Raw genomic sequence first — 18,848 nt, 5'->3', positions numbered from 1 at the left:
GCCGGCTACTACCGGGCGCGCGGGGGATCACGCATAGTGAAGTCAGTCACATCGTGTGTGTGGCAGTGGTCACACCGCGTACAGAATCCAAGGAGGAGAGCAATGAGCTCCAACCCGCAACACGACGTCGCCACCGAGGTCGACTTCGTCGCGGAACAGAACTCTGAAGAGTTCGGCGAGCTGCGCAAGACACATCGCAGCTTCGTGTTCCCCATGGCCATCTTTTTCCTCGTGTGGTACTTCGCCTATGTCATCCTGGCGGACTACTTCCACGACTTCATGTCCATCAAGGTGCTCGGCAACATCAACATGGGCATCGTGCTCGGGTTGCTGCAGTTCGTTTCCACCTTCGCCATCACCGCCGCCTACGTGCGGTTCTCCAACAGCAAGCTGGACCCCAAGGCGACCAAGATCCGCGAACGCCTGGAAAAGAAGGGTGTTAAGTAGATGTCCGCATCGATGATCCTGGCCCAGGCGGCCAGCGAGACCACGGTGGGCAACCCGTGGGTGAATATTGCGATCTTCGCCGGCTTCGTCGGGGTAACCCTGGTGATCGTGCTCAAGGCGAGCAAGAACAACAAGACCGCGGCCGACTACTACGCCGGCGGCCGGTCCTTCACCGGAACCCAGAACGGCACCGCCATCGCCGGTGACTACCTCTCCGCCGCCTCGTTCCTGGGCATTGTCGGGGCAATCGCGATCAACGGCTACGACGGGTTCCTGTACTCCATCGGGTTCCTGGTCGCCTGGCTGGTGGCTTTGCTGCTGGTCGCCGAACTGCTGCGCAACACCGGCAAGTTCACCATGGCCGACGTGCTCTCCTTCCGCCTGAAGCAGCGCCCGGTGCGCATCGCCGCGGCGGTCTCCACCCTGGCGGTGTGCGTGTTCTACCTGCTGGCGCAGATGGCCGGCGCCGGTGCGCTGGTCTCCCTGCTGCTGGGCATCGATGAGAAGCTGGGCCAGTCCCTGGTGATCGTGGTCGTCGGCGCGCTGATGATCCTTTACGTACTGGTCGGCGGCATGAAGGGCACCACCTGGGTGCAGATCATCAAGGCCTGCCTGCTGATTGCCGGTACCTTCGTGATGACCATCTGGACCCTGGCGCTGTTCGGCTTCAACTTCTCCGAGCTGCTGGGCACCGCCGCCGAGGTGGCGAACAACCCCGAGATCCTGAACCCGGGCCTGAAGTACGGGGTCAGCGAGACCAGCAAGCTGGACTTCATCTCCCTGGGCCTGGCCCTGGTGCTGGGCACCGCCGGCCTGCCGCACGTGCTGATGCGCTTCTACACGGTTCCCACCGCGAAGGAAGCCCGCAAGTCGGTGGTCTGGGCGATCTGGCTGATCGGTGCCTTCTACCTGTTCACCCTGGTGCTGGGCTACGGCGCCGGTGCGCTGATCGGACCGGACAAGATCCTCGCGGCCCCGGGCGGCGTGAACTCCGCGGCCCCGCTGCTGGCCTACGAACTGGGCGGCACCCTGCTGCTGGGTCTGATCTCCGCGGTCGCGTTCGCAACCATCCTGGCCGTGGTGGCCGGGCTGACCATCACCGCGGCGGCATCCTTCGCCCACGACATCTACTCCTCGGTGCTGGCCAAGGGCAAGAGCACCCCGCAGAAGGAGATGAAGGTGGCCCGCCGCACCGTGTTGGTGATCGGCGTGCTGTCCATCGCCGGTGGCATCGGTGCCCAGGGGCAGAACGTGGCCTTCCTGGTGGCCCTGGCCTTCGCGGTCGCGGCCAGCGCCAACCTGCCGACCATCCTGTACTCGCTGTTCTGGAAGGGCTTCAAGACCCGCGGGGCCCTGTGGTCCATGTACGGTGGCCTGTTCTCGGCCCTGGGCCTGATCATCATCTCCCCGGTGTTCTCCGGTTCGGAGACCTCGATGATCCCGAGCATCGACATGGCGATCTTCCCGCTGTCCAACCCGGGCATCATCTCCATCCCGCTGGCGTTCCTGCTGGGCTGGATCGGCTCGATTACCGATAAGGGCACCGAGGACGCGGTCAAGGCCGCCGAAATGGAAGTCCGTTCGCTCACCGGGGTCGGGGCCGAAAAGGCCGTGGACCACTAGCGAACACCGGCGGCGTCCCGTGGGGCGCGGTCCAAAAAACACCAGAAATCCTCCGGAAGAACCAGTTAGCGGTTCCTTCCGGAGGATTTTTGCGTTGCGCTAAGGCCCGCAAATATTTGAAGTGGGACAAGCTGGAGCGCAGCGGGAAGATTCCAGGGCAGCTGCGGGGGAAGGGGACGCACCGTGATGGTGCTCAGGCCGGTTTCCCGCAGCGGCCCTGCCCGTCCCCGGCCGTTTCGGCGCCGCTGCGGTGTTCTCCCAGGGACATCTCGATCAGCTTCGTGGTACGGTAGGGCACCAGCTCGGCCATCGACAGGGCCGAGTCCGCGCGCTGCACCCCTTCAATGTTCAGCAGCCGGCCGTGCACCCGGAACAGCTCCTCGGCATTTGCCGCGGCCACCCGCACCAGGATGTCCGCCGACCCGGTCAGCCCGTGGGCCTCGATGACCTCCGGGATTTGGCGCAGCTGTTCGGTGATGGTGCCCAGGTGGCGCTGCTGCACGTGCAGTTCCACGAAGGAGAGCAGCCCGAAGCCCAGTGCCGCCGGCGGGATGCGCCGGTCCATCGGATCCAGCACCTCGCCCTCCAGCCGGCTGAGCCGGCTCTGCACCGTATTGCGTCCCATTCCCAGGGCGGCGGCGATCGCCGAGGCGCTGCGCCGGGCAACGGAGGACAGGGCCAGCAGAATCCGGCGGTCGGTTGAATCAAGGGCTTGCATAAGGTGCAGGTTAGCACCGTTCGGATCCCAAAAATAGTGCATTGTGCGCTAACTGCCGGTGACCCATTGTGCATCCTGCATCTTGTGAGTAGCATCACAGTAAGCGGGAAGATGCCCCCTGCACTTCCCAAGTGACCACGCGAGATTAAGGATGCCGATCGTGTCCACACAACGCATGGATCTTGTGGCTGGGAGCCTACCCACGCACCAGCTGCTCAAGGTCAACGGTGAACGAGAACCCGATGCCGACCTGGATCAGTACCTGGCGGATGTCGACGAGAAGAAGCTGGGCGAACTGCTGCGCGACATGATGGTGCTGCGCCGCATGGACGTAGAGGCCACCGCCCTGCAGCGCCAGGGAGAACTGGGGCTGTGGGCCCCGCTGCTGGGCCAGGAGGCCGCGCAGATCGGTTCGGTGCGCGCCACCAACGACGACGACTTCATTTTTCCCTCCTACCGCGAGCACGGGGTCGCCTGGGCGCGCGGGGTGAAGGCCGAGGACCTGCTCAGCGTCTGGCGCGGGGTGACCCCCAGCGGCTGGGACCCGAACGAGGTGAACATCGCCTGCCAGCAGATCGTGATCGGCGCGCAGGCGCTGCACGCCGCCGGCTACGCGATGGGCATCAAGTTCGACGGCGGCAACCAGGTGGCCCTGGGCTACTTCGGGGACGGGGCCACCAGCCAGGGCGATGTGAACGAGGCGCTGGTCTTCTCCGCCAGCTACCAGGCCCCGGCGCTGTTCTTCTGCCAGAACAACCACTGGGCCATCTCCGAACCGGTGGGCCTGCAGACCCGCACCCAGTTGGCCGACCGAGCCGCCGGGTTCGGCCTGGCCGCCTGGCGGGTGGACGGCAACGACGTGCTGGCGGTGCTGGCGGTGACCCGCGCGGCGCTGGAACACGTGCGCTCCGGACGCGGCCCGGCCTTCATCGAGGCGGTCACCTACCGGATGGGACCGCACACCACCGCCGATGACCCCACCCGCTACCGCACCGAGCAGGACCTGGCCGAATGGCGCCAGAAGGATCCGATCGACCGGCTGACCCGGCACCTGGAGGTGCTCGGCGCCGACGTGGCCGGGTACGTGGCCCGCGGGGAGCAGGCCGCGGACGAGCTGGCCGCGCAGCTGCGCGCGGCGATCACCTCGATGCCCGACCCGCACCCGGCCGCGCTGTTCGCGCACGTGTACGCGGAAGAGCACGCCCCGCTGGCCAAGGCGGAGCATGACTACCTGCAATACCTTGAAGGCTTCGAGACGGGGGAGGGCCGATGAGCCGCAGCTCAATGATCCAGGCGCTGAACAGCTCACTGCGCGATGCGATGAGCCAGGACGACAAGGTGGTGCTGCTGGGTGAGGACATCGGCACCCTGGGCGGGGTGTTCCGGGTGACCGCCGGGCTGAAGGACGAGTTCGGGGCCGAGCGGGTGATCGACACCCCGTTGGCCGAATCCGGGATTGTGGGCGCCGCGATCGGGCTGGCCTACCGCGGGTACCGCCCGGTGGTGGAGATCCAGTTCGACGGGTTCACCTACCCGGCTTTTGACCAGCTGGTTTCCCAGTTGGCCAAGATGCACTACCGTTCCCGGGGCCGGGTGAAGATGCCGGTCACCGTGCGCATCCCGTACGGCGGGGGCATCGGTTCACCGGAGCACCACTCCGAATCCCCGGAAGCCTACTTCGCGCACACCGCCGGGCTGCGGGTCTATGCCCCCTCCAGCGTGCAGGACGCGTACTCGATGCTGCGCCACGCGATCGCCAGTGATGACCCGGTGATCTTCTTTGAACCCAAGCGCCGCTACCACGAAAGCGCCCAGATCGAGCGGGAGGCGGCCGAGCCCGGTCCGTTGAAGGCAAAGATCGTTCGTCCCGGACAGGACGCGACGGTGATCGGCTACGGGCCGACGGTGTACACCATCACCGAGGCGGCGCAGGCCGCCGAGGATGAGGGGATCAGCCTGGAGGTCATTGACCTGCGCAGCGTGGACCCGCTGGACATGGACACCGTGGTTCAGTCGGTGAAGCACACCGGCAAGGTCGTGATCGTGCACGAGGCCGGCCCGACCGCCGGTATGGGGGCGGAAATCGCCACCCAGATCACCGAACGCTGCTTTGACTACCTGGAGCACACCCCGGTGCGGGTCACCGGCTTCGACATCCCCTACCCGCCCTCACGATTGGAGAAACACCACCTGCCGGATCTGGATCGCATCCTGACCGGCGTGGACACCGTCATGCGCCGCAACGAATCCGCCCACCAGGTGAGTGCCCTATGAACGCCACACAGATTTTCAAGCTGCCCGACCTGGGCGAAGGACTGACCGAATCCGAGGTGCTGAACTGGAAGATCCAGGTCGGCGAGCAGGTGGAGCTGAACCAGGTGATCGCCGAGGTGGAAACCGCCAAGGCCGTGGTTGAGCTGCCCTCCCCGTACTCGGGAGTGGTGGAGCAGATCCACGCCGAGGCCGGGGAAGTGGTCCCGGTGGGCAGCCCGCTGGTGACCTTCGGCGACGGGGCCGGGGGCGCTGGCCAGGCTCCCTCCGGCGCGGACGGGTCCGGGACGGCGAAGCGCACCCCGACCCTGGTCGGCTACGGCGCCGAACCCTCCACCGGCAAGCGTCCGGCCCGCAAGGCCCGGCGCGGGCCGGGAACCACCCAGGCGCCGGGACGGAGCGCACCCGAACCGGAGTCCCCGGCCGCCGCGGCCCCGAATACGCCGGCAGAGAGCGCGGGTGAAGTCCTGGACCTGGACGCGCGGTCCACGGTGCCGCGCAGCACCCCGCCGGTGCGCAAGTTCGCCCGGGACCACGGCATTGACCTGAATGAGGTGACCGGCAGCGGCCGGGACGGGCTGATCGTGCGGGCCGACGTGGAGGCGGCGCTGGCCGCCCGCGGGACACAGGCCACCGCCGGGCAGCAGCCCGCCGGCGCGCAGGGACAGCCGCCCGCGCCCTCGGCCGGGGCACAGGACGAGGACCGGGTGGTGAAGATCAGTGCCGTGCGCCGCGCGACGGCCAAGGCGATGGTCGACTCCGCCTTCAGCGCCCCGCACGTCACCGAGTTCTTGACCGTGGATGTCACCGCGAGCCTGGAACTGATCGAGCAGCTCAAGCAGCACCCGAGCCTGCGGGGGAAGCACGTGAACTTCACGACCCTGCTGGCCCTGGTCAGCACCCGGCTGCTGGCTACCCACCGCTCCATCAACGCCAGTTGGGACGGGGAGAACGGGCAGATCATCGAACGCGGCTCGGTGAACCTGGGGATGGCGGTGTCCACCGACCGGGGACTGCTGGTTCCTGTGGTGCCGGCCGCGCAGCGCCTGTCACTGGGCGAGCTGGCCGAGGCGCTGTCGGGCATCATCGAACAGGGCCGGGCCGGGACGCTGTCCCCGGCGCAGCTCAGCGGCGGTACGTTCTCAATCACGAACGTGGGAGTCTTCGGCGTGGATGCCGGTACACCCATTTTGCCGCCGGGTCAAGCGGCAATCCTCGCCGTGGGGCAGATCAAGCGCCGTCCGTGGGAGTACCGGGACGAGCTGGCGCTGCGCCACACGACCACGCTGGCGCTGTCCTTCGACCACCGGCTGATCGACGGGAAGGAGGGCAGCCAGTTCCTCGCGGACCTCGGAGGGGTGCTGGAAAATCCGGGGCTGATCAACCTTTTCAGATAATCGCGGGACCGTGACGCTGGCGCCATTTTCCCATGTGTGCATATCAGGCGGATAACAATCCGCAAAATATGTGAATGTTCATTAGTTGTTTCGGAATGTTTGCTGTAACGTCTTTCACTAGTGCTGCGGCTCACTAGTGCCGTGGGACACAGACTGTTCGTTGTAGCGAACTGCAACTCAAAGTTGAGGAGAAATAGGATGCGATACTCGCAGGCATCCAAGGCGCTGGCGCTGTCCGCGGCCTTGGCGCTAACCCTAACCGCTTGCGGTGGTGGCTCGTCCGACGAAGGTGGCAACGGATCCGCTGAGGGCGGCGGCGACACCTCGAAGGTCATTAGCGCTAATACCACCGAACCGCAGAACGGCCTGCTGCCGGCCAACACCAACGAAGTTGGTGGCGGCCGCATCATGGACATGATCTTCACCGGCCTGGTCAGCTACGACGCTGACGGCAAGGTCGTCAACGAGATCGCCGAGTCGATCGAGACCGAGGACTCGCAGAACTACACCATCAAGATCAAGGAAGGCCAGACCTTCTCCGATGGTTCCCCGGTGACCGCGGCATCCTTCGTCGACGCCTGGAACTTTGGCGCCGCAGCGAAGAACGCGCAGCTGAACTCCTACTTCTTCGAGTCCATCAAGGGCTACGACGAGGTCATCAAGAAGGACGCGAAGACCGACGAGATGGAAGGGCTGAAGGTTGTGGACGACCACACCTTCACCGTGGAACTGAGCCAGCCGGAGTCCGACTTCCCGCTGCGCCTGGGCTACACCGCCTTCTACCCGCTGCCGGAGGCCGCGTATGACGACCCCAAGGCCTTCGGTGAGAAGCCGGTGGGCAACGGCCCGTACAAGCTGACCGAGTGGAACCACGACGTCAACCTGAAGCTGGAGCCGAACGAGAGCTACGACGGTCCGCGCAAGGCGCAGAACGCCGGCATCGACTTCAAGGTCTACCAGTCCACCGAGTCGGCCTACCAGGACCTGCTGTCGAACAACCTCGACGTGCTGGACCAGGTGCCGCCAAGCGCATTGGCGCAGTTCCAGGATGACCTCGGGGACCGTTCGGTCAACTCGCCGTACGCCGGCAACGCGACCATCACCATCCCGAACTACATCGACCACTTTGGCCAGGACGAGGAAGGCAACCTGCGTCGCCAGGCGATTTCCCGCGCGATCGACCGCCAGCAGATCATCGACAAGATCTACTTCGGCAACAAGGTCATCGCCAAGGAATTCACCGCCCCGGTCCTGGAAGGCTACTCGGACTCGATTCCGGGCAGCGAGGTGCTGGAGTTCAACGTGGACGAAGCCAAGAAGCTGTGGGAGGAAGCGAACAAGATCAATGAATGGTCTGGCGCTTCGCTGTCCATCGGCTACAACGTCGACGGTGCCGGCAACAAGGAATACGTCGAGGCCGTGGTGAACCAGATCAAGAACAACCTGGGCATCGACGCCACTCCGGAGCCGTTCACCTCCTTCAAGGCCCTGCGTGACAAGGTCACCGCCAAGGACATGAAGGGCGGCTTCCGCACCGGCTGGCAGGCCGACTACCCGTCGCTGTACAACTTCCTCGGAGCCCTGTACGGCACCGGCGCCGGCTCGAACGACGGCGACTACTCCTCGAAGGAATTCGACCAGAAGCTCTCGGAGGGCTTGGCCGCCAAGACCCCCGAGGACGGCGCGAAGATCTTCAACGAAGCCCAGGAGATCCTGTTCAAGGACCTGCCGGCCATCCCGCTGTGGTACCAGGCAGTCCAGGGCGGCTGGAGCGACAACGTCTCCAACGTCGAATTCGGGTGGAACGGCGTGCCGCTCTACTACGAGATCACCGGCAAGTAATTCGCGAGTGGCCTGAGCCGTGGAAGCGGTTCGGGTGCTTGTGCACGGCGAAGGGAGACCCTCCTGCGTGTGGGTCTCCCTTTGACGTGTCACTTCACCAAGCTTGCGCGTCCGGCAATATCCGACGGAAATGAGGAAAGACAATGGCCCAGTGCCCTACCGCATCATGGAGTGAGACCCAGCCATGATTACATTTACGCTACGAAGGTTCCTGCAGCTGATACCGGTGTTCCTCGGTGCCACCCTGCTGGTCTACTTCCTGGTCTTCGCGACCCCTGGTGACCCCATCCAGGCGCTGTCCGGCGGTAAGCCGATGTCCCCGGCGGTAGAGTCCGCCCTGCGCGCCCAGTACAACCTGGACAAGCCGTTCTGGCTGCAGTATGCCCTGTACCTCAAGAGCCTGGTGACCTTCGACTTGGGCACCACCTTCTCCGGCCAGGAAGTGCGCGACGTGCTGGCCCGGGCCTTCCCGGTCACCGCGCGCCTGGCCGTGATGGCCCTGGCCATCGAATCGGTCTTCGGCATCATCTTCGGCGTCATCGCCGGCATGCGCAAGGGCAAGATCTTCGACTCCACCGTGCTGATCGCCTCGCTGATCGTGATCGCCGTGCCGACCTTCGTGCTGGGCTTCGTGCTGCAGTACGTGGTGGGCGTGCAACTGCAGTGGGCCAAGCCAACCGTTTCCGGGGGCGCGCGCTGGGATGAGCTGATCCTGCCGGCCGTGGTGCTGGGCCTGGTGTCCTTCGCCTACGTGCTGCGCCTGACCCGTACCTCGATCATTGAGAACAAGCAGGCCGACTACGTGCGCACCGCCACCGCCAAGGGGCTGAGCCGCAACCGCGTGATCACCGTGCACATCCTGCGCAACTCGCTGATCCCAGTGGTCACCTACCTGGGCGCCGACCTCGGTGCCCTGATGGGCGGCGCGATCGTCACCGAGGGCATCTTCAACGTGCCCGGGGTGGGCCACCTGCTCTACCAGGCGATCCAGAAGGGCGAAACGCCCACCGTGGTGGCCGTGGTCGGGGTGCTGGTGATCGTGTTCGTGCTCGCCAACCTGATCGTTGACCTGCTCTACGCCCTGCTTGACCCGAGGATCCGTTATGCCTGAGAACATCACACCAACTAATGCCTCCGGCGGCATGGAACCCAACCGCCGGGCCGGGAAGGTCTCCAAGTACCACATCCCGCACTACGTCGCCCCGCTGGACGAAACGCCGCTGAAGGCCGTTGACGCGGTGGAGGAAACCAGCAAGCCGCTGTCCATGTGGGCCGAGGCCTGGCGTTCGCTGCGCAAGCAGCCGCTGTTCATCATCTCGGTCATCATGATTTTGGCGGTGCTGTTCGTCGCCGCGCTGCCCGGGGTGCTCACCGGCAACGACCCGCTGCAGTGCGATCTGATGAACTCCAACTCCCCGGCCACCGAAGGCCACCCCATGGGCTTCAACTTCCAGGGCTGCGACATCTACTCCCGCGTCATCTACGGCACCCGGGCCTCCCTGCTGGTGGGCGTGATGACCACGATCTTCGTGGTGATCATCGGTGGTTCCATTGGCGCCCTGGCCGGCTACTACGGCGGCTGGCTGGATGCGGTGCTGGCCCGCATCGGTGACATTTTCTTCGCCCTGCCGCTGATCCTGGGCGCCATCATCGTGATGCAGCTGCCGGCGTTCCGCGAGAACAAGAGCGTGTGGACGGTGATCGTGACCTTGACGATCTTCGGCTGGCCGCAGGTGGCCCGCATCGCCCGCGGTGCGGTCATCGAATCGCGGGCGGCCGACTACGTGAAGGCCTCCCGGGCCCTGGGCCTGTCCAAGTTCAGCGCCCTGGTCAAGCACGTGATCCCGAACTCGCTGGCCCCGATCATCGTGATCGCGACCGTGAACCTGGGCATCTACATCGTGGCCGAGGCGACGCTGTCCTTCCTGGGCATTGGCCTGCCGCCGGACGTGATGAGCTGGGGTAACGATATCGCCGCAGCCCAGACCCAGCTGCGCAACAACCCGTGGGTGCTGTTCTGGCCCGCACTGTTCCTCTCCGCCACCGTGCTCAGCTTCATCATGCTCGGCGATGCCGTGCGTGATGCGCTGGATCCCAAGTCCCGGAAGGGGGCCTAGTCATGGCTGAGACCCAAACTCCGCAGCCGCTGCTGGAAATCAAGGACCTGGCCATCACCTTCTCCACCCCGGACGGGCCGGTGCACGCGGTACGCGATGCCAACCTGACCGTCATGCCGGGGGAGACCGTGGCAATCGTAGGCGAGTCCGGTTCGGGCAAGTCCACCACCGCGCTGTCGGCCATCGGCCTGCTGCCGGGCAACGGCAAGGTCTCCTCGGGGCAGATCCTCTTCGATGGGGAGGACATTGCCCAGGCCAGCGAGAAGCGCTTCGTGCAGCTGCGCGGCAACCAGATCGGCATGGTCCCGCAGGACCCGATGAGCAACCTGAACCCGGTGTGGAAGATCGGCTTCCAGGTGCGCGAGACGCTCAAGGCCAACGGCCTGGCCGGGAAGAACCCGAAGGAACGGGTCTCCCAGGTGCTGGCCGACGCCGGGCTGCCGGACCCGGAAACCCGTGCCGGGCAGTACCCGCACGAGTTCTCCGGCGGCATGCGCCAGCGTGCGCTGATCGCCATTGGCCTGGCCTGCCGTCCGCGGCTGCTGATCGCCGATGAACCGACCAGCGCGCTGGACGTGACCGTGCAGCAGCAGATCCTGGATCACCTGGACACCATGACCAGCGAACTGGGCACCGCGGTGCTGCTGATCACCCACGACCTGGGCCTGGCCGCCGAACGCGCCGAGAAGGTTGTGGTGATGTACAAGGGGCGGGTGGTTGAATCCGGCCCGGCCCTGGAGCTGCTGCGCAATCCGCAGCACCCGTACACCAAGCGCCTGATCGCCAAGGCCCCATCCCTGGCTAGCCAGCGGGTGGACCCCTCCGAGGGGGCGGGAGCCAAGGCGAAGGATGAGCTGCTGAAGATCACGGACCTGACCAAGGTCTTCGATATCCGCCGCGGTTTTGGGCGCAAGGACAAGTTCACCGCGGTGGACAAGGTCTCCTTCTCGATCCCACGCGGCACCACCACCGCAGTGGTGGGCGAATCCGGGTCGGGCAAGTCCACCATTGCCCAGATGGTGCTGAACCTGCTGGAGCCGACCAGCGGGGAGATCGAATTCGACGGTGAGAAGATGGGCAAGCTCAGCGAGAAGGAACTGTTCAAGTTCCGTCGCCGGGTCCAGCCCATCTTCCAGGACCCCTACGGGTCCCTGGACCCGATGTTCTCGATCTACCGCACCATCGAGGAACCGTTGCGCATCCACGGGATCGGCAACTCGGCCAGCCGGCAGAAGCGGGTGAAGGAACTGCTGGACCAGGTCTCGATGCCGGCCTCGACCATGCACCGCTTCCCGAATGAGCTCTCCGGTGGCCAGCGCCAGCGCATCGCCATCGCCCGTGCCCTGGCCCTGCAGCCGGAGATGATCGTGTGCGACGAGGCCGTCTCGGCCCTGGACGTGCTGGTCCAGGCCCAGGTGCTGGAGCTGCTCGATGAGCTGCAGCGCGAGCTGGGGCTGACCTACCTGTTCATTACCCACGACCTGGCGGTGGTGCGCCAGATCGCCGACCACGTCTGCGTCATGGAGCGCGGGCAGATCGTTGAACAGGGCACGGCCGATGACATCTTCAACGATGCCAAGACCGAGTACACCCGCAACCTGCTCGGCGCGATCCCGGGGGCGACCCTGATCTAGCCGCAGCCAGGGCCGCGGGCCCGCGGTGCGCGGGTTCCGTCACGAACAGGCGCCACCGATCCCATCTGGGATCGGTGGCGCCTGTTTTCGTCGTTCAAGACGCAAATTCAGGAAATGCTTCGGATTCTTACCTCCTGAAGCAGATGTTGCAAAAATGTTATAAAGCAATTCCTTGAGGTTGGGCGCATCCTAACGCGTTCCCATTGAATTTTCCCAATGTGAAAGAGTTCCTTGATTTCTCGCGGATATGAGAGCCGCGTCACGATACGGGTGGGTAACTATGGCGCATAACACCGCGTTACGAGAGCTGGCTCACGCGGAATCTGAAGCGCTCTTTTTATATCCAAGGACCCAAAAACCCGCTAGTCTATTGCTCAACGGAATCCATCGTGTGATGTATTCCACATGGAACCGAGGGTTCTTCACCGTTTGCTCGATCATCTCAAGGAGGCGAAATGCGCTTTCAACGCGTTTCGAAGGCCGTAGCGCTGGGCGCTGCTTTGGCCTTTACCATGTCGGCCTGTGCACCGGGTGGATCCGATGCACCGCAGGAAAGCGGGTCGGCGACCCAGAACGGCGGAGGCGGCGGCGACGCCAGCACCACCGGCCTGGCCGACCTGGGTGACATCACCACCAAGGACGACACCATCACCGTCAGCGTGGGTGCACCGGAGTTCATTAGCTACAACGGCTTCACTCCGCAGACCTACTCGACCTACAACTCGGCCATCACCGACCGCCTGGTCTCGGGCTTCTCCTACTTCGGCACCGATGGAAAGATCTACGCCAACGAGGACCTGGGATCCTACGAGAAGGTCAGCGACGACCCGCTGACCATCGAGTACACCATCTCCGATGATGCCAAGTGGTCCGATGGCACCCCGATCACCACCGCGGACGCGGTGCTGGCCTGGGCCATCCAGAACCCGAACCTGAAGGACGGGGACAAGGCCCTGTTCGACTCGGTTTCCCAGGACCTGGGTGACACCGTCCCCAAGGGCCCTGAAGGCGAACCGGACAGCAAGAAGTTCACCGTGACCTTCAAGGCCCCGGATCCGGACTGGGAAATCCAGACCTGGATGGTCAGCCCGGCCCACGTGGTCGCCAAGCAGGGCGGCATGTCCACCGAGGAAATGGTGGAGGCCGTGCGCAACGGCGACGGCAAGGCGCTGAAGAAGGCCGCCGAGTTCTGGAACACCGGATGGAACACCGACCCGGGCAAGCTGCCCGACGAGGCGCTGATCCCGTCCTCCGGCCCCTACAAGCTGGACAGCTGGCAGGCCGGTGAGTCGGTGACCCTGGTGGCCAATGAGAACTACTACGGCACCCCGGCAGCGACCAAGAACATCACCTTCCGCTTCTCCGCCGACAACACCATGGTGCAGTCGCTGGAGAACCAGGACCTGAACGTCATTGCTCCGCAGCCCACCGTGGACACCCTGACCCAGCTGGAGGCCTTGGGGGATTCGGTAACCGTGTTGACGGGTGACACCTTGACCTGGGAGCACCTGGACTTCAACTTCCGTGATGGCAACGCGATGACCGATCCGGAACTGCGCAAGGCCTTCGCCATGTGCGTTCCGCGCCAGGAAATCGTGGACAACCTGATCAAGCCGTTGAACCCGGACGCCAAGGTGATGAACCTGCGCGAGGTCTTCCCCTTCCAGGAGAACTACCAGGAAGTGGTCGATGCAGCCTATGACGGCCGCTACGACGAGGTGGACGTTGACGGGGCCAAGAAGATCCTGGAGGACAACGACGCGGTGGGCACCAAGGTGCGCATCGGCTACTCCTCGCCGAACGAACGCCGCACCAACGAGGTGGCAGCGATCAAGTCCTCCTGTGACAAGGCGGGCTTCAAGGTCGAGGACGCCGGTGATCCGCAGTTCTTCGCCCCGGGCGGTACCCAGGAACGTGGTGACTACGAGGTAGCACTGTTCGCCTGGGCCGGTTCCGGCCAGATCTCCTCGGGCCAGAACATCTACTCCACCGGCAAGCCGCAGAACTACGGCAAGTTCTCCAACAAGGAAGTTGACCAGGCATGGGAGACCCTGGCCGGATCGCTGGACCCGGCCGTGCACCTGGAGCAGACCAAGAAGATCGAAAAGCTGCTGTGGGATGAGCTGTACGGCATCCCGCTGTTCGCCCACCCGGGTCTGAACGCAGCCAGCTCCGACATCGACAACGTCCGCTTCACCGCCACCCAGAGCGGCATTGTTTGGAACGCCGAACAGTGGGTGCGAGCAGAGTAGCAGTCCCCGGACCGCTAGCTGACTCCAACCGCTGAACGCCTGTGGGGCCCGACCCATCGGTCGGGCCCCACAGCATGCCCGCGGCCAGCCCACCGGCTGCCCACAGCGTTCACGGTGCCGTAGAGAGTAGGTAAACACACCGTGCTGAAATACATCCTCAAGCGACTGGCCTCCGCCCTGGGCGTGCTGCTGGGCGCCTCACTGCTGCTGTACATCCTGGTCATCAATTCCGGTGACCCCCTGGGCGATCTTCGGGAGTCCAACGCCGACAACCGCGAATTTCTCATGCAGCAGCGCATCGAGTACATGGAGCTGGACCAACCCTGGTACGGCCGGTACCTGGGCTGGCTAGCCGGTGCCTCCCGCTGCCTGATCGGGCAATGTGACCTGGGCCGGAACATCAACGGCATCGAGGTCTCCGGACTGCTGTCCAACGCCGCCTCCTCGACCCTGCGACTGGTGGTGCTGGCCACCATCATCGCGGCCATCGTCGGCATCGCCATCGGTGTGCTGACCGCGGTCCGCCAGTACTCGGGCCTGGACTACCTGGTCACCTTCCTGACCTTCCTCTTCTTCTCCCTGCCGGTATTCTGGGCCGCGGTGCTGCTGAAGAACTACATGGCCATCGAATTCAACAACTGGATCGCCGCGCCCCACATCACGCTGGGCACCTCCATACTGATCGGCATCATCGCCGGTGTGATCCTGCAAATGCTGCTGGGCGGCTCGCTCAAGCGCCGGGGACTGACCCTGGTCGTCACCGCCGTGTTCGTGCCGCTGATGCTGCAGTACTCCCTGTGGCTGAACTTCTACCGCTACCCGCAGATGGGGCCGGCGGTCATCGTGGTGCTCACCGGGCTGGTGGCGCTCAGCGCCACCGCCATGAGCGTGGGCCTGAAGGAACGCCGCGTCCTGTACCCGGCACTGATCACCACCGCACTGGTGCTGGTGATCTACTACGCCAGCTTCAACCTGCTGCTGGAACCCAACGTCTGGGTCCTGCTGCTGGGCCTGATCCTGGCCCTGGCCCTGCCGGCCGTCATTGGCCGGATGATGGGCGGGCGGCTGCGCAAGGCGGCGATGAGCGTCAGCATGCTGGTGGGCTTCACCGGTGCCGCATTGACCGTGATCGACCACCTGTTCCGCGCCTGGCCGGGATTCATGAAGATCAAGTCCCGCCCCATTTCCACGATCGGCTCCTCGACCCCGAACCTGGAGGGCGGGTTCTGGGACCACTTCCTGGACAATGGCACCCAGCTGCTGCTGCCCACCATCCTGCTGGCGATCATTTCCCTGGCCAGCTACTCGCGCTACACCCGCTCCTCGATGCTTGAGGTGCAGCAGCAGGATTACATCCGCACCGCGCGCTCCAAGGGCCTGGCCGAACGCACCGTGATCTTCCGTCACGCCTTCCGCAACGCGCTGATCCCGATCGCCACCATCGCGGCCTTCGACTTCGCCGGGCTGATCGGCGGCGCGGTGATCACCGAAACCGTGTTCGGCTGGAAGGGCATGGGCGAAATGTTCACCACCGGGCTGCGCGCCGTGGACCCGAACCCGGTGATGGCCTTCTTCCTGGTGACCGGCACCGCCGCGATCCTGTTCAACCTGCTGGCCGACATCGTCTACGCGCTGCTTGACCCGCGCATTCGCGTATAGGACGGATCAGATGGCAAAGCATAGAAATTCAGGGTGGGACACCGAAGGACACACCATGAGCAACACCAATGACACCGAGCGTCAGGGCTCCCTGCCGCGCGAACCGATGCCGGATGACGTGACCACCGGCGAGCAGCTGCATGGCAGCGAGCCGATTGAGGATCCGCTGGAGCAAAACCTCACCTCGATCGCCGAGGTGGAGGACGCCAAGCTCTCCCGCAACGACGAGCAGTCCAAGAGCCAGGGACGCATTGTCCTGGAACGCTGCATGCGCCACCGTCCGGCCATGATCTCCTCCGCGGTGCTGATCCTCATTACCGTCGTGGCGTTCACCTCCATCGGCTACGGACCGATTCCCGGCTGGTGGGGCCAGTCCTACCTGAATGCCGGAGAAGTCGTCAACGGCGGCAAGCCGACGATGAGCCTGCTGCCCACCTGGCTGGGTGGCTCCGGCTTCCAGATCGGGGAGCACCCGTTCGGGCAGGATTCAATTGGCAAGGACTACTTCGCGCTGGTGATGAACGGGACCCAGAAGTCCATCATCATTGGCGTGGTGGTGGGCCTGGTCTCCACCTTCATCGGCTCGATCGTCGGCGCGATCGCCGGCTACTTCCGTGGGTGGGTCGATGAGGTGCTGATGCGCCTGACCGATCTGTTCATCGTGATCCCGCTGCTGGTGCTGGCCGCAGTGCTCGGCCAAATGGCCGGCGCCTCCTCCGGTTCGATCATCACCCTGGCCCTGGTGCTGGGCCTGGTGACCTGGACGGGCCTGGCCCGCCTGGTGCGCGGCGAGGTGCTCTCCCTGCGGGAACGCGAGTACGTCGCCGCCGCCCAGGCCATGGGCTCCAAGACCGGCCGGGTGGTCTTCAAGCACCTGCTGCCCAACACCATCGGGGTGATCGTGGTCAACGCGACCTTCGCGATTGCCGGGGCGATCCTGCTTGAGTCCTCGTTGTCCTTCCTGGGCTTCGGGGTCAAGGCGCCCGAGTCCTCGCTGGGCCTGTTGATCAGCCAATACCAGAACGCGTTCACCTCCCGCCCGTGGCTGTTCTGGTGGCCGGGCATGATCATCGTGGCCATCGCATTGAGCGTGAACTTCCTCGGTGACGGGCTGCGCGACGCGTTCGACCCGCGCCAGACCTTTAGGGCACGCCGCCGCCGACTGTCGCTGAAGATCCGGAAGGAGCAGGCATGAGCACCGAGATGAGCGAAAACTACGCACTGAGCTTCAAGGACTTGAAGGTCACCTTCGAAACCGAGAGCCGTGACGTGCATGCGGTGAAGGGGCTGAGCCTTGAGGTGCGTCCCGGGGAAGTGGTGGCGCTGGTCGGCGAGTCCGGTTCGGGCAAGTCGGTCACCTCCACCGCGGCCATGGGGCTGCTGCCGGGCAACGCGAACGTGAGCGGAGCGGCCCGGGTGGGCAACGTCAACGTGGTGGGACTGGACCAGGGACGGATCCGCAAGATGCGCGCCACCGACATCGCCATGGTCTTCCAGGAGCCGATGACGGCCCTGAACCCGGTGCTCACCGTTGAGCGCCAGCTGACCGAGGCGCTGGAGCTGCACGGAATCGCCTACGGCAAGGAGGCGACCGCCCGGGCGGTGGAACTGCTGAGCATGGTGGGGATCCCGGACCCCGAACGCCGTATCCGCCAGTACCCGCACCAGTTCTCCGGCGGCCAGCGCCAGCGCATCGTCATCGCCATGGCGATTTCCTGCGACCCGAAGGTGATCATCGCCGACGAGCCGACCACGGCGCTGGATGTGACAGTGCAGGCCGAAATCCTGGACTTGCTGCGCGAACTGAAGGACCGGCTGAACACCGGCATCCTGCTGATCACCCACAATATGGGCGTGGTCGCGGACATGGCCGACCGGGTCGCGGTGATGTTCCAGGGAAACCTGGTGGAAACCGGGACCGTGGACCAGGTGCTGCTCAGCCCCCGCCACGAATACACGCAACGGCTGCTGGCCGCCGTGCCCAAGCTGCGCGAATTCTCGCTGAACGGCACCGGCTCGCACGCGGCGGAAACCCATGCCAGCCAGGGTGCCCGACCCGGGCGGGAACTGGTGCTGGAGGCCAAGGACCTGGTCCTGGAGTACGACATGCGCGGCACCAAGTACCGGGCGGTGGAGGGAGTTTCCTTCGACATCGCCAAGGGTGAGGTGCTGGGCATCGTGGGGGAGTCCGGTTCGGGCAAATCCACGGTGGCCAAGGCGGTGCTCGGCCTGCTGCCGGTCGCCGAGGGCAGCCTGCTGGTGCAGGGCAACAACCTGCCCAAGCTCTCCCCGCGCCAGGCCCGGGAGGTGCGCAAGTCCATTGGGGTGATCTTCCAGGACCCGGCCGCCTCCCTGAACCCGCGCTTCCCGATCGGTGAGTGCATCACCGAGCCGATGGTGGTGCACAAGGTGGGGAACAAGGCCTCGCGGATTAAGCGCGCCCAGGAGCTGCTGGACGCGGTGAAGCTGCCGCGCAACGTGATCAACCGCTACCCGCACGAGCTCTCCGGCGGGCAGCGCCAGCGCATCTGCATTGCCCGGGCGCTGACGCTCAGCCCGCAGCTGCTGATCGCGGACGAGCCGACCAGTGCGCTGGACGTCTCGGTACAGGCCGTGGTGCTGGAGATGCTGCAGGATCTGCAGCGCGACTTCAACTTCGCCTGCCTGTTCGTCAGCCACGACCTGGCGGTGGTGGACATGCTGGCCGATTCGGTGGTGGTCATGCAAAACGGCAAGGCGGTGGAGCAGGGCCGGGTCACCGATGTGCTGCACGCCCCGCAGCATGACTACACCCGCCGCCTGCTGGCCGCGGCCCCGGTGCCCGACCCGCACCAGCAGGCCGAACGCCGTGCAGCGTGGCGGATCCTGAACAAGTCATAGCCGCGCAG

The 18,848-nt window shown here is 65.1% G+C and carries 14 protein-coding genes; 13 read left to right on the top strand and 1 reads right to left on the bottom strand.

The genetic code is table 11. The features are described 5' to 3' along the window. Nucleotides 1–102: 102 nt before the first annotated feature. Both FDN03_RS01450 and FDN03_RS01445 read left to right on the top strand, forming a co-directional pair. On the top strand, nt 103–447 hold the full coding sequence (locus FDN03_RS01450) for a DUF485 domain-containing protein (protein ID WP_054821422.1): 345 nt from the start codon (nt 103–105) through the stop codon (nt 445–447). After that, the gene (locus FDN03_RS01445; RefSeq protein WP_138173386.1) at nt 448–2,070 is read left to right on the top strand and encodes a sodium/solute symporter; all 1,623 of its coding nucleotides are present in this window, start codon (nt 448–450) and stop codon (nt 2,068–2,070) included. Nucleotides 2,071–2,263: 193 nt separating this feature from the next. Here the strand turns inward: FDN03_RS01445 and FDN03_RS01440 are convergent, their stop codons facing one another. Continuing rightward, complete coding sequence (locus FDN03_RS01440) at nt 2,264–2,788, bottom strand: Lrp/AsnC ligand binding domain-containing protein (protein ID WP_138173384.1); 525 nt, start codon at nt 2,786–2,788, stop codon at nt 2,264–2,266. 151 nt (nt 2,789–2,939) lie between these two features. On the opposite strand from FDN03_RS01440, the gene pdhA reads away from it, so the two are divergent. From pdhA to FDN03_RS01385, 11 genes are all read left to right on the top strand, one after another. Beyond that, nucleotides 2,940–4,061, top strand: a complete 1,122-nt coding sequence (gene pdhA / locus FDN03_RS01435) for a pyruvate dehydrogenase (acetyl-transferring) E1 component subunit alpha (RefSeq protein WP_138173382.1) — start codon at nt 2,940–2,942, stop codon at nt 4,059–4,061. Beyond that, nucleotides 4,058–5,062 (top strand): alpha-ketoacid dehydrogenase subunit beta, encoded by a 1,005-nt coding sequence (locus FDN03_RS01430; RefSeq protein ID WP_138173380.1) that lies wholly within the window; start codon nt 4,058–4,060, stop codon nt 5,060–5,062. Before pdhA ends, FDN03_RS01430 begins: the two co-directional genes overlap by 4 nt. After that, the gene (locus FDN03_RS01425) at nt 5,059–6,456 is read left to right on the top strand and encodes a dihydrolipoamide acetyltransferase family protein (protein ID WP_138173378.1); all 1,398 of its coding nucleotides are present in this window, start codon (nt 5,059–5,061) and stop codon (nt 6,454–6,456) included. The genes FDN03_RS01430 and FDN03_RS01425 overlap by 4 nt, the downstream gene beginning before the upstream one ends. Before the next feature lie 198 nt (nt 6,457–6,654). Next, nucleotides 6,655–8,298, top strand: coding sequence for an ABC transporter substrate-binding protein (locus tag FDN03_RS01420; protein ID WP_138173376.1), 1,644 nt, complete (start codon nt 6,655–6,657; stop codon nt 8,296–8,298). A 184-nt stretch (nt 8,299–8,482) separates the two neighbouring features. After that, nucleotides 8,483–9,409, top strand: a complete 927-nt coding sequence (locus FDN03_RS01415) for an ABC transporter permease (RefSeq protein ID WP_138173374.1) — start codon at nt 8,483–8,485, stop codon at nt 9,407–9,409. A gap of 31 nt (nt 9,410–9,440) precedes the next feature. Continuing rightward, on the top strand, nt 9,441–10,415 hold the full coding sequence (locus tag FDN03_RS01410; RefSeq protein ID WP_138173442.1) for an ABC transporter permease: 975 nt from the start codon (nt 9,441–9,443) through the stop codon (nt 10,413–10,415). A gap of 2 nt (nt 10,416–10,417) precedes the next feature. Further along, nucleotides 10,418–12,049, top strand: a complete 1,632-nt coding sequence (locus tag FDN03_RS01405) for an ABC transporter ATP-binding protein (RefSeq protein WP_138173372.1) — start codon at nt 10,418–10,420, stop codon at nt 12,047–12,049. 455 nt (nt 12,050–12,504) lie between these two features. Beyond that, nucleotides 12,505–14,301 (top strand): ABC transporter family substrate-binding protein, encoded by a 1,797-nt coding sequence (locus tag FDN03_RS01400; protein ID WP_138173370.1) that lies wholly within the window; start codon nt 12,505–12,507, stop codon nt 14,299–14,301. A 141-nt stretch (nt 14,302–14,442) separates the two neighbouring features. After that, the gene (locus FDN03_RS01395) at nt 14,443–15,960 is read left to right on the top strand and encodes an ABC transporter permease (protein WP_138173368.1); all 1,518 of its coding nucleotides are present in this window, start codon (nt 14,443–14,445) and stop codon (nt 15,958–15,960) included. Between the two features lie 55 nt (nt 15,961–16,015). Continuing rightward, the gene (locus tag FDN03_RS01390; RefSeq protein WP_249354169.1) at nt 16,016–17,155 is read left to right on the top strand and encodes an ABC transporter permease; all 1,140 of its coding nucleotides are present in this window, start codon (nt 16,016–16,018) and stop codon (nt 17,153–17,155) included. Beyond that, nucleotides 17,152–18,840: an ABC transporter ATP-binding protein gene (locus FDN03_RS01385; RefSeq protein ID WP_138173366.1), complete on the top strand. Its 1,689-nt coding sequence runs from the start codon at nt 17,152–17,154 to the stop codon at nt 18,838–18,840. Before FDN03_RS01390 ends, FDN03_RS01385 begins: the two co-directional genes overlap by 4 nt. The last annotated feature ends 8 nt before the right edge of the window (nt 18,841–18,848 follow it).

Source organism: Glutamicibacter sp. V16R2B1 (assembly GCF_005774635.1).
GTDB lineage: Bacteria > Actinomycetota > Actinomycetes > Actinomycetales > Micrococcaceae > Glutamicibacter > Glutamicibacter creatinolyticus.
The sequence above is the reverse complement of the archived record's forward strand: the minus strand, read 5'-3'. Positions and strand labels throughout refer to the sequence as shown.

Bases quoted from the DNA above. Each gene is read 5' to 3' on its own strand.
- FDN03_RS01450 (WP_054821422.1), top strand. From the start codon at position 103: ATGAGCTCCAACCCGCAACACGACGTCGCCACCGAGGTCGACTTCGTC.
- FDN03_RS01445 (WP_138173386.1), top strand. From the start codon at position 448: ATGTCCGCATCGATGATCCTGGCCCAGGCGGCCAGCGAGACCACGGTG.
- FDN03_RS01440 (WP_138173384.1), bottom strand. From the start codon at position 2,788: ATGCAAGCCCTTGATTCAACCGACCGCCGGATTCTGCTGGCCCTGTCC.
- pdhA (WP_138173382.1), top strand. From the start codon at position 2,940: ATGCCGATCGTGTCCACACAACGCATGGATCTTGTGGCTGGGAGCCTA.
- FDN03_RS01430 (WP_138173380.1), top strand. From the start codon at position 4,058: ATGAGCCGCAGCTCAATGATCCAGGCGCTGAACAGCTCACTGCGCGAT.
- FDN03_RS01425 (WP_138173378.1), top strand. From the start codon at position 5,059: ATGAACGCCACACAGATTTTCAAGCTGCCCGACCTGGGCGAAGGACTG.
- FDN03_RS01420 (WP_138173376.1), top strand. From the start codon at position 6,655: ATGCGATACTCGCAGGCATCCAAGGCGCTGGCGCTGTCCGCGGCCTTG.
- FDN03_RS01415 (WP_138173374.1), top strand. From the start codon at position 8,483: ATGATTACATTTACGCTACGAAGGTTCCTGCAGCTGATACCGGTGTTC.
- FDN03_RS01410 (WP_138173442.1), top strand. From the start codon at position 9,441: ATGGAACCCAACCGCCGGGCCGGGAAGGTCTCCAAGTACCACATCCCG.
- FDN03_RS01405 (WP_138173372.1), top strand. From the start codon at position 10,418: ATGGCTGAGACCCAAACTCCGCAGCCGCTGCTGGAAATCAAGGACCTG.
- FDN03_RS01400 (WP_138173370.1), top strand. From the start codon at position 12,505: ATGCGCTTTCAACGCGTTTCGAAGGCCGTAGCGCTGGGCGCTGCTTTG.
- FDN03_RS01390 (WP_249354169.1), top strand. From the start codon at position 16,016: ATGAGCAACACCAATGACACCGAGCGTCAGGGCTCCCTGCCGCGCGAA.
- FDN03_RS01385 (WP_138173366.1), top strand. From the start codon at position 17,152: ATGAGCACCGAGATGAGCGAAAACTACGCACTGAGCTTCAAGGACTTG.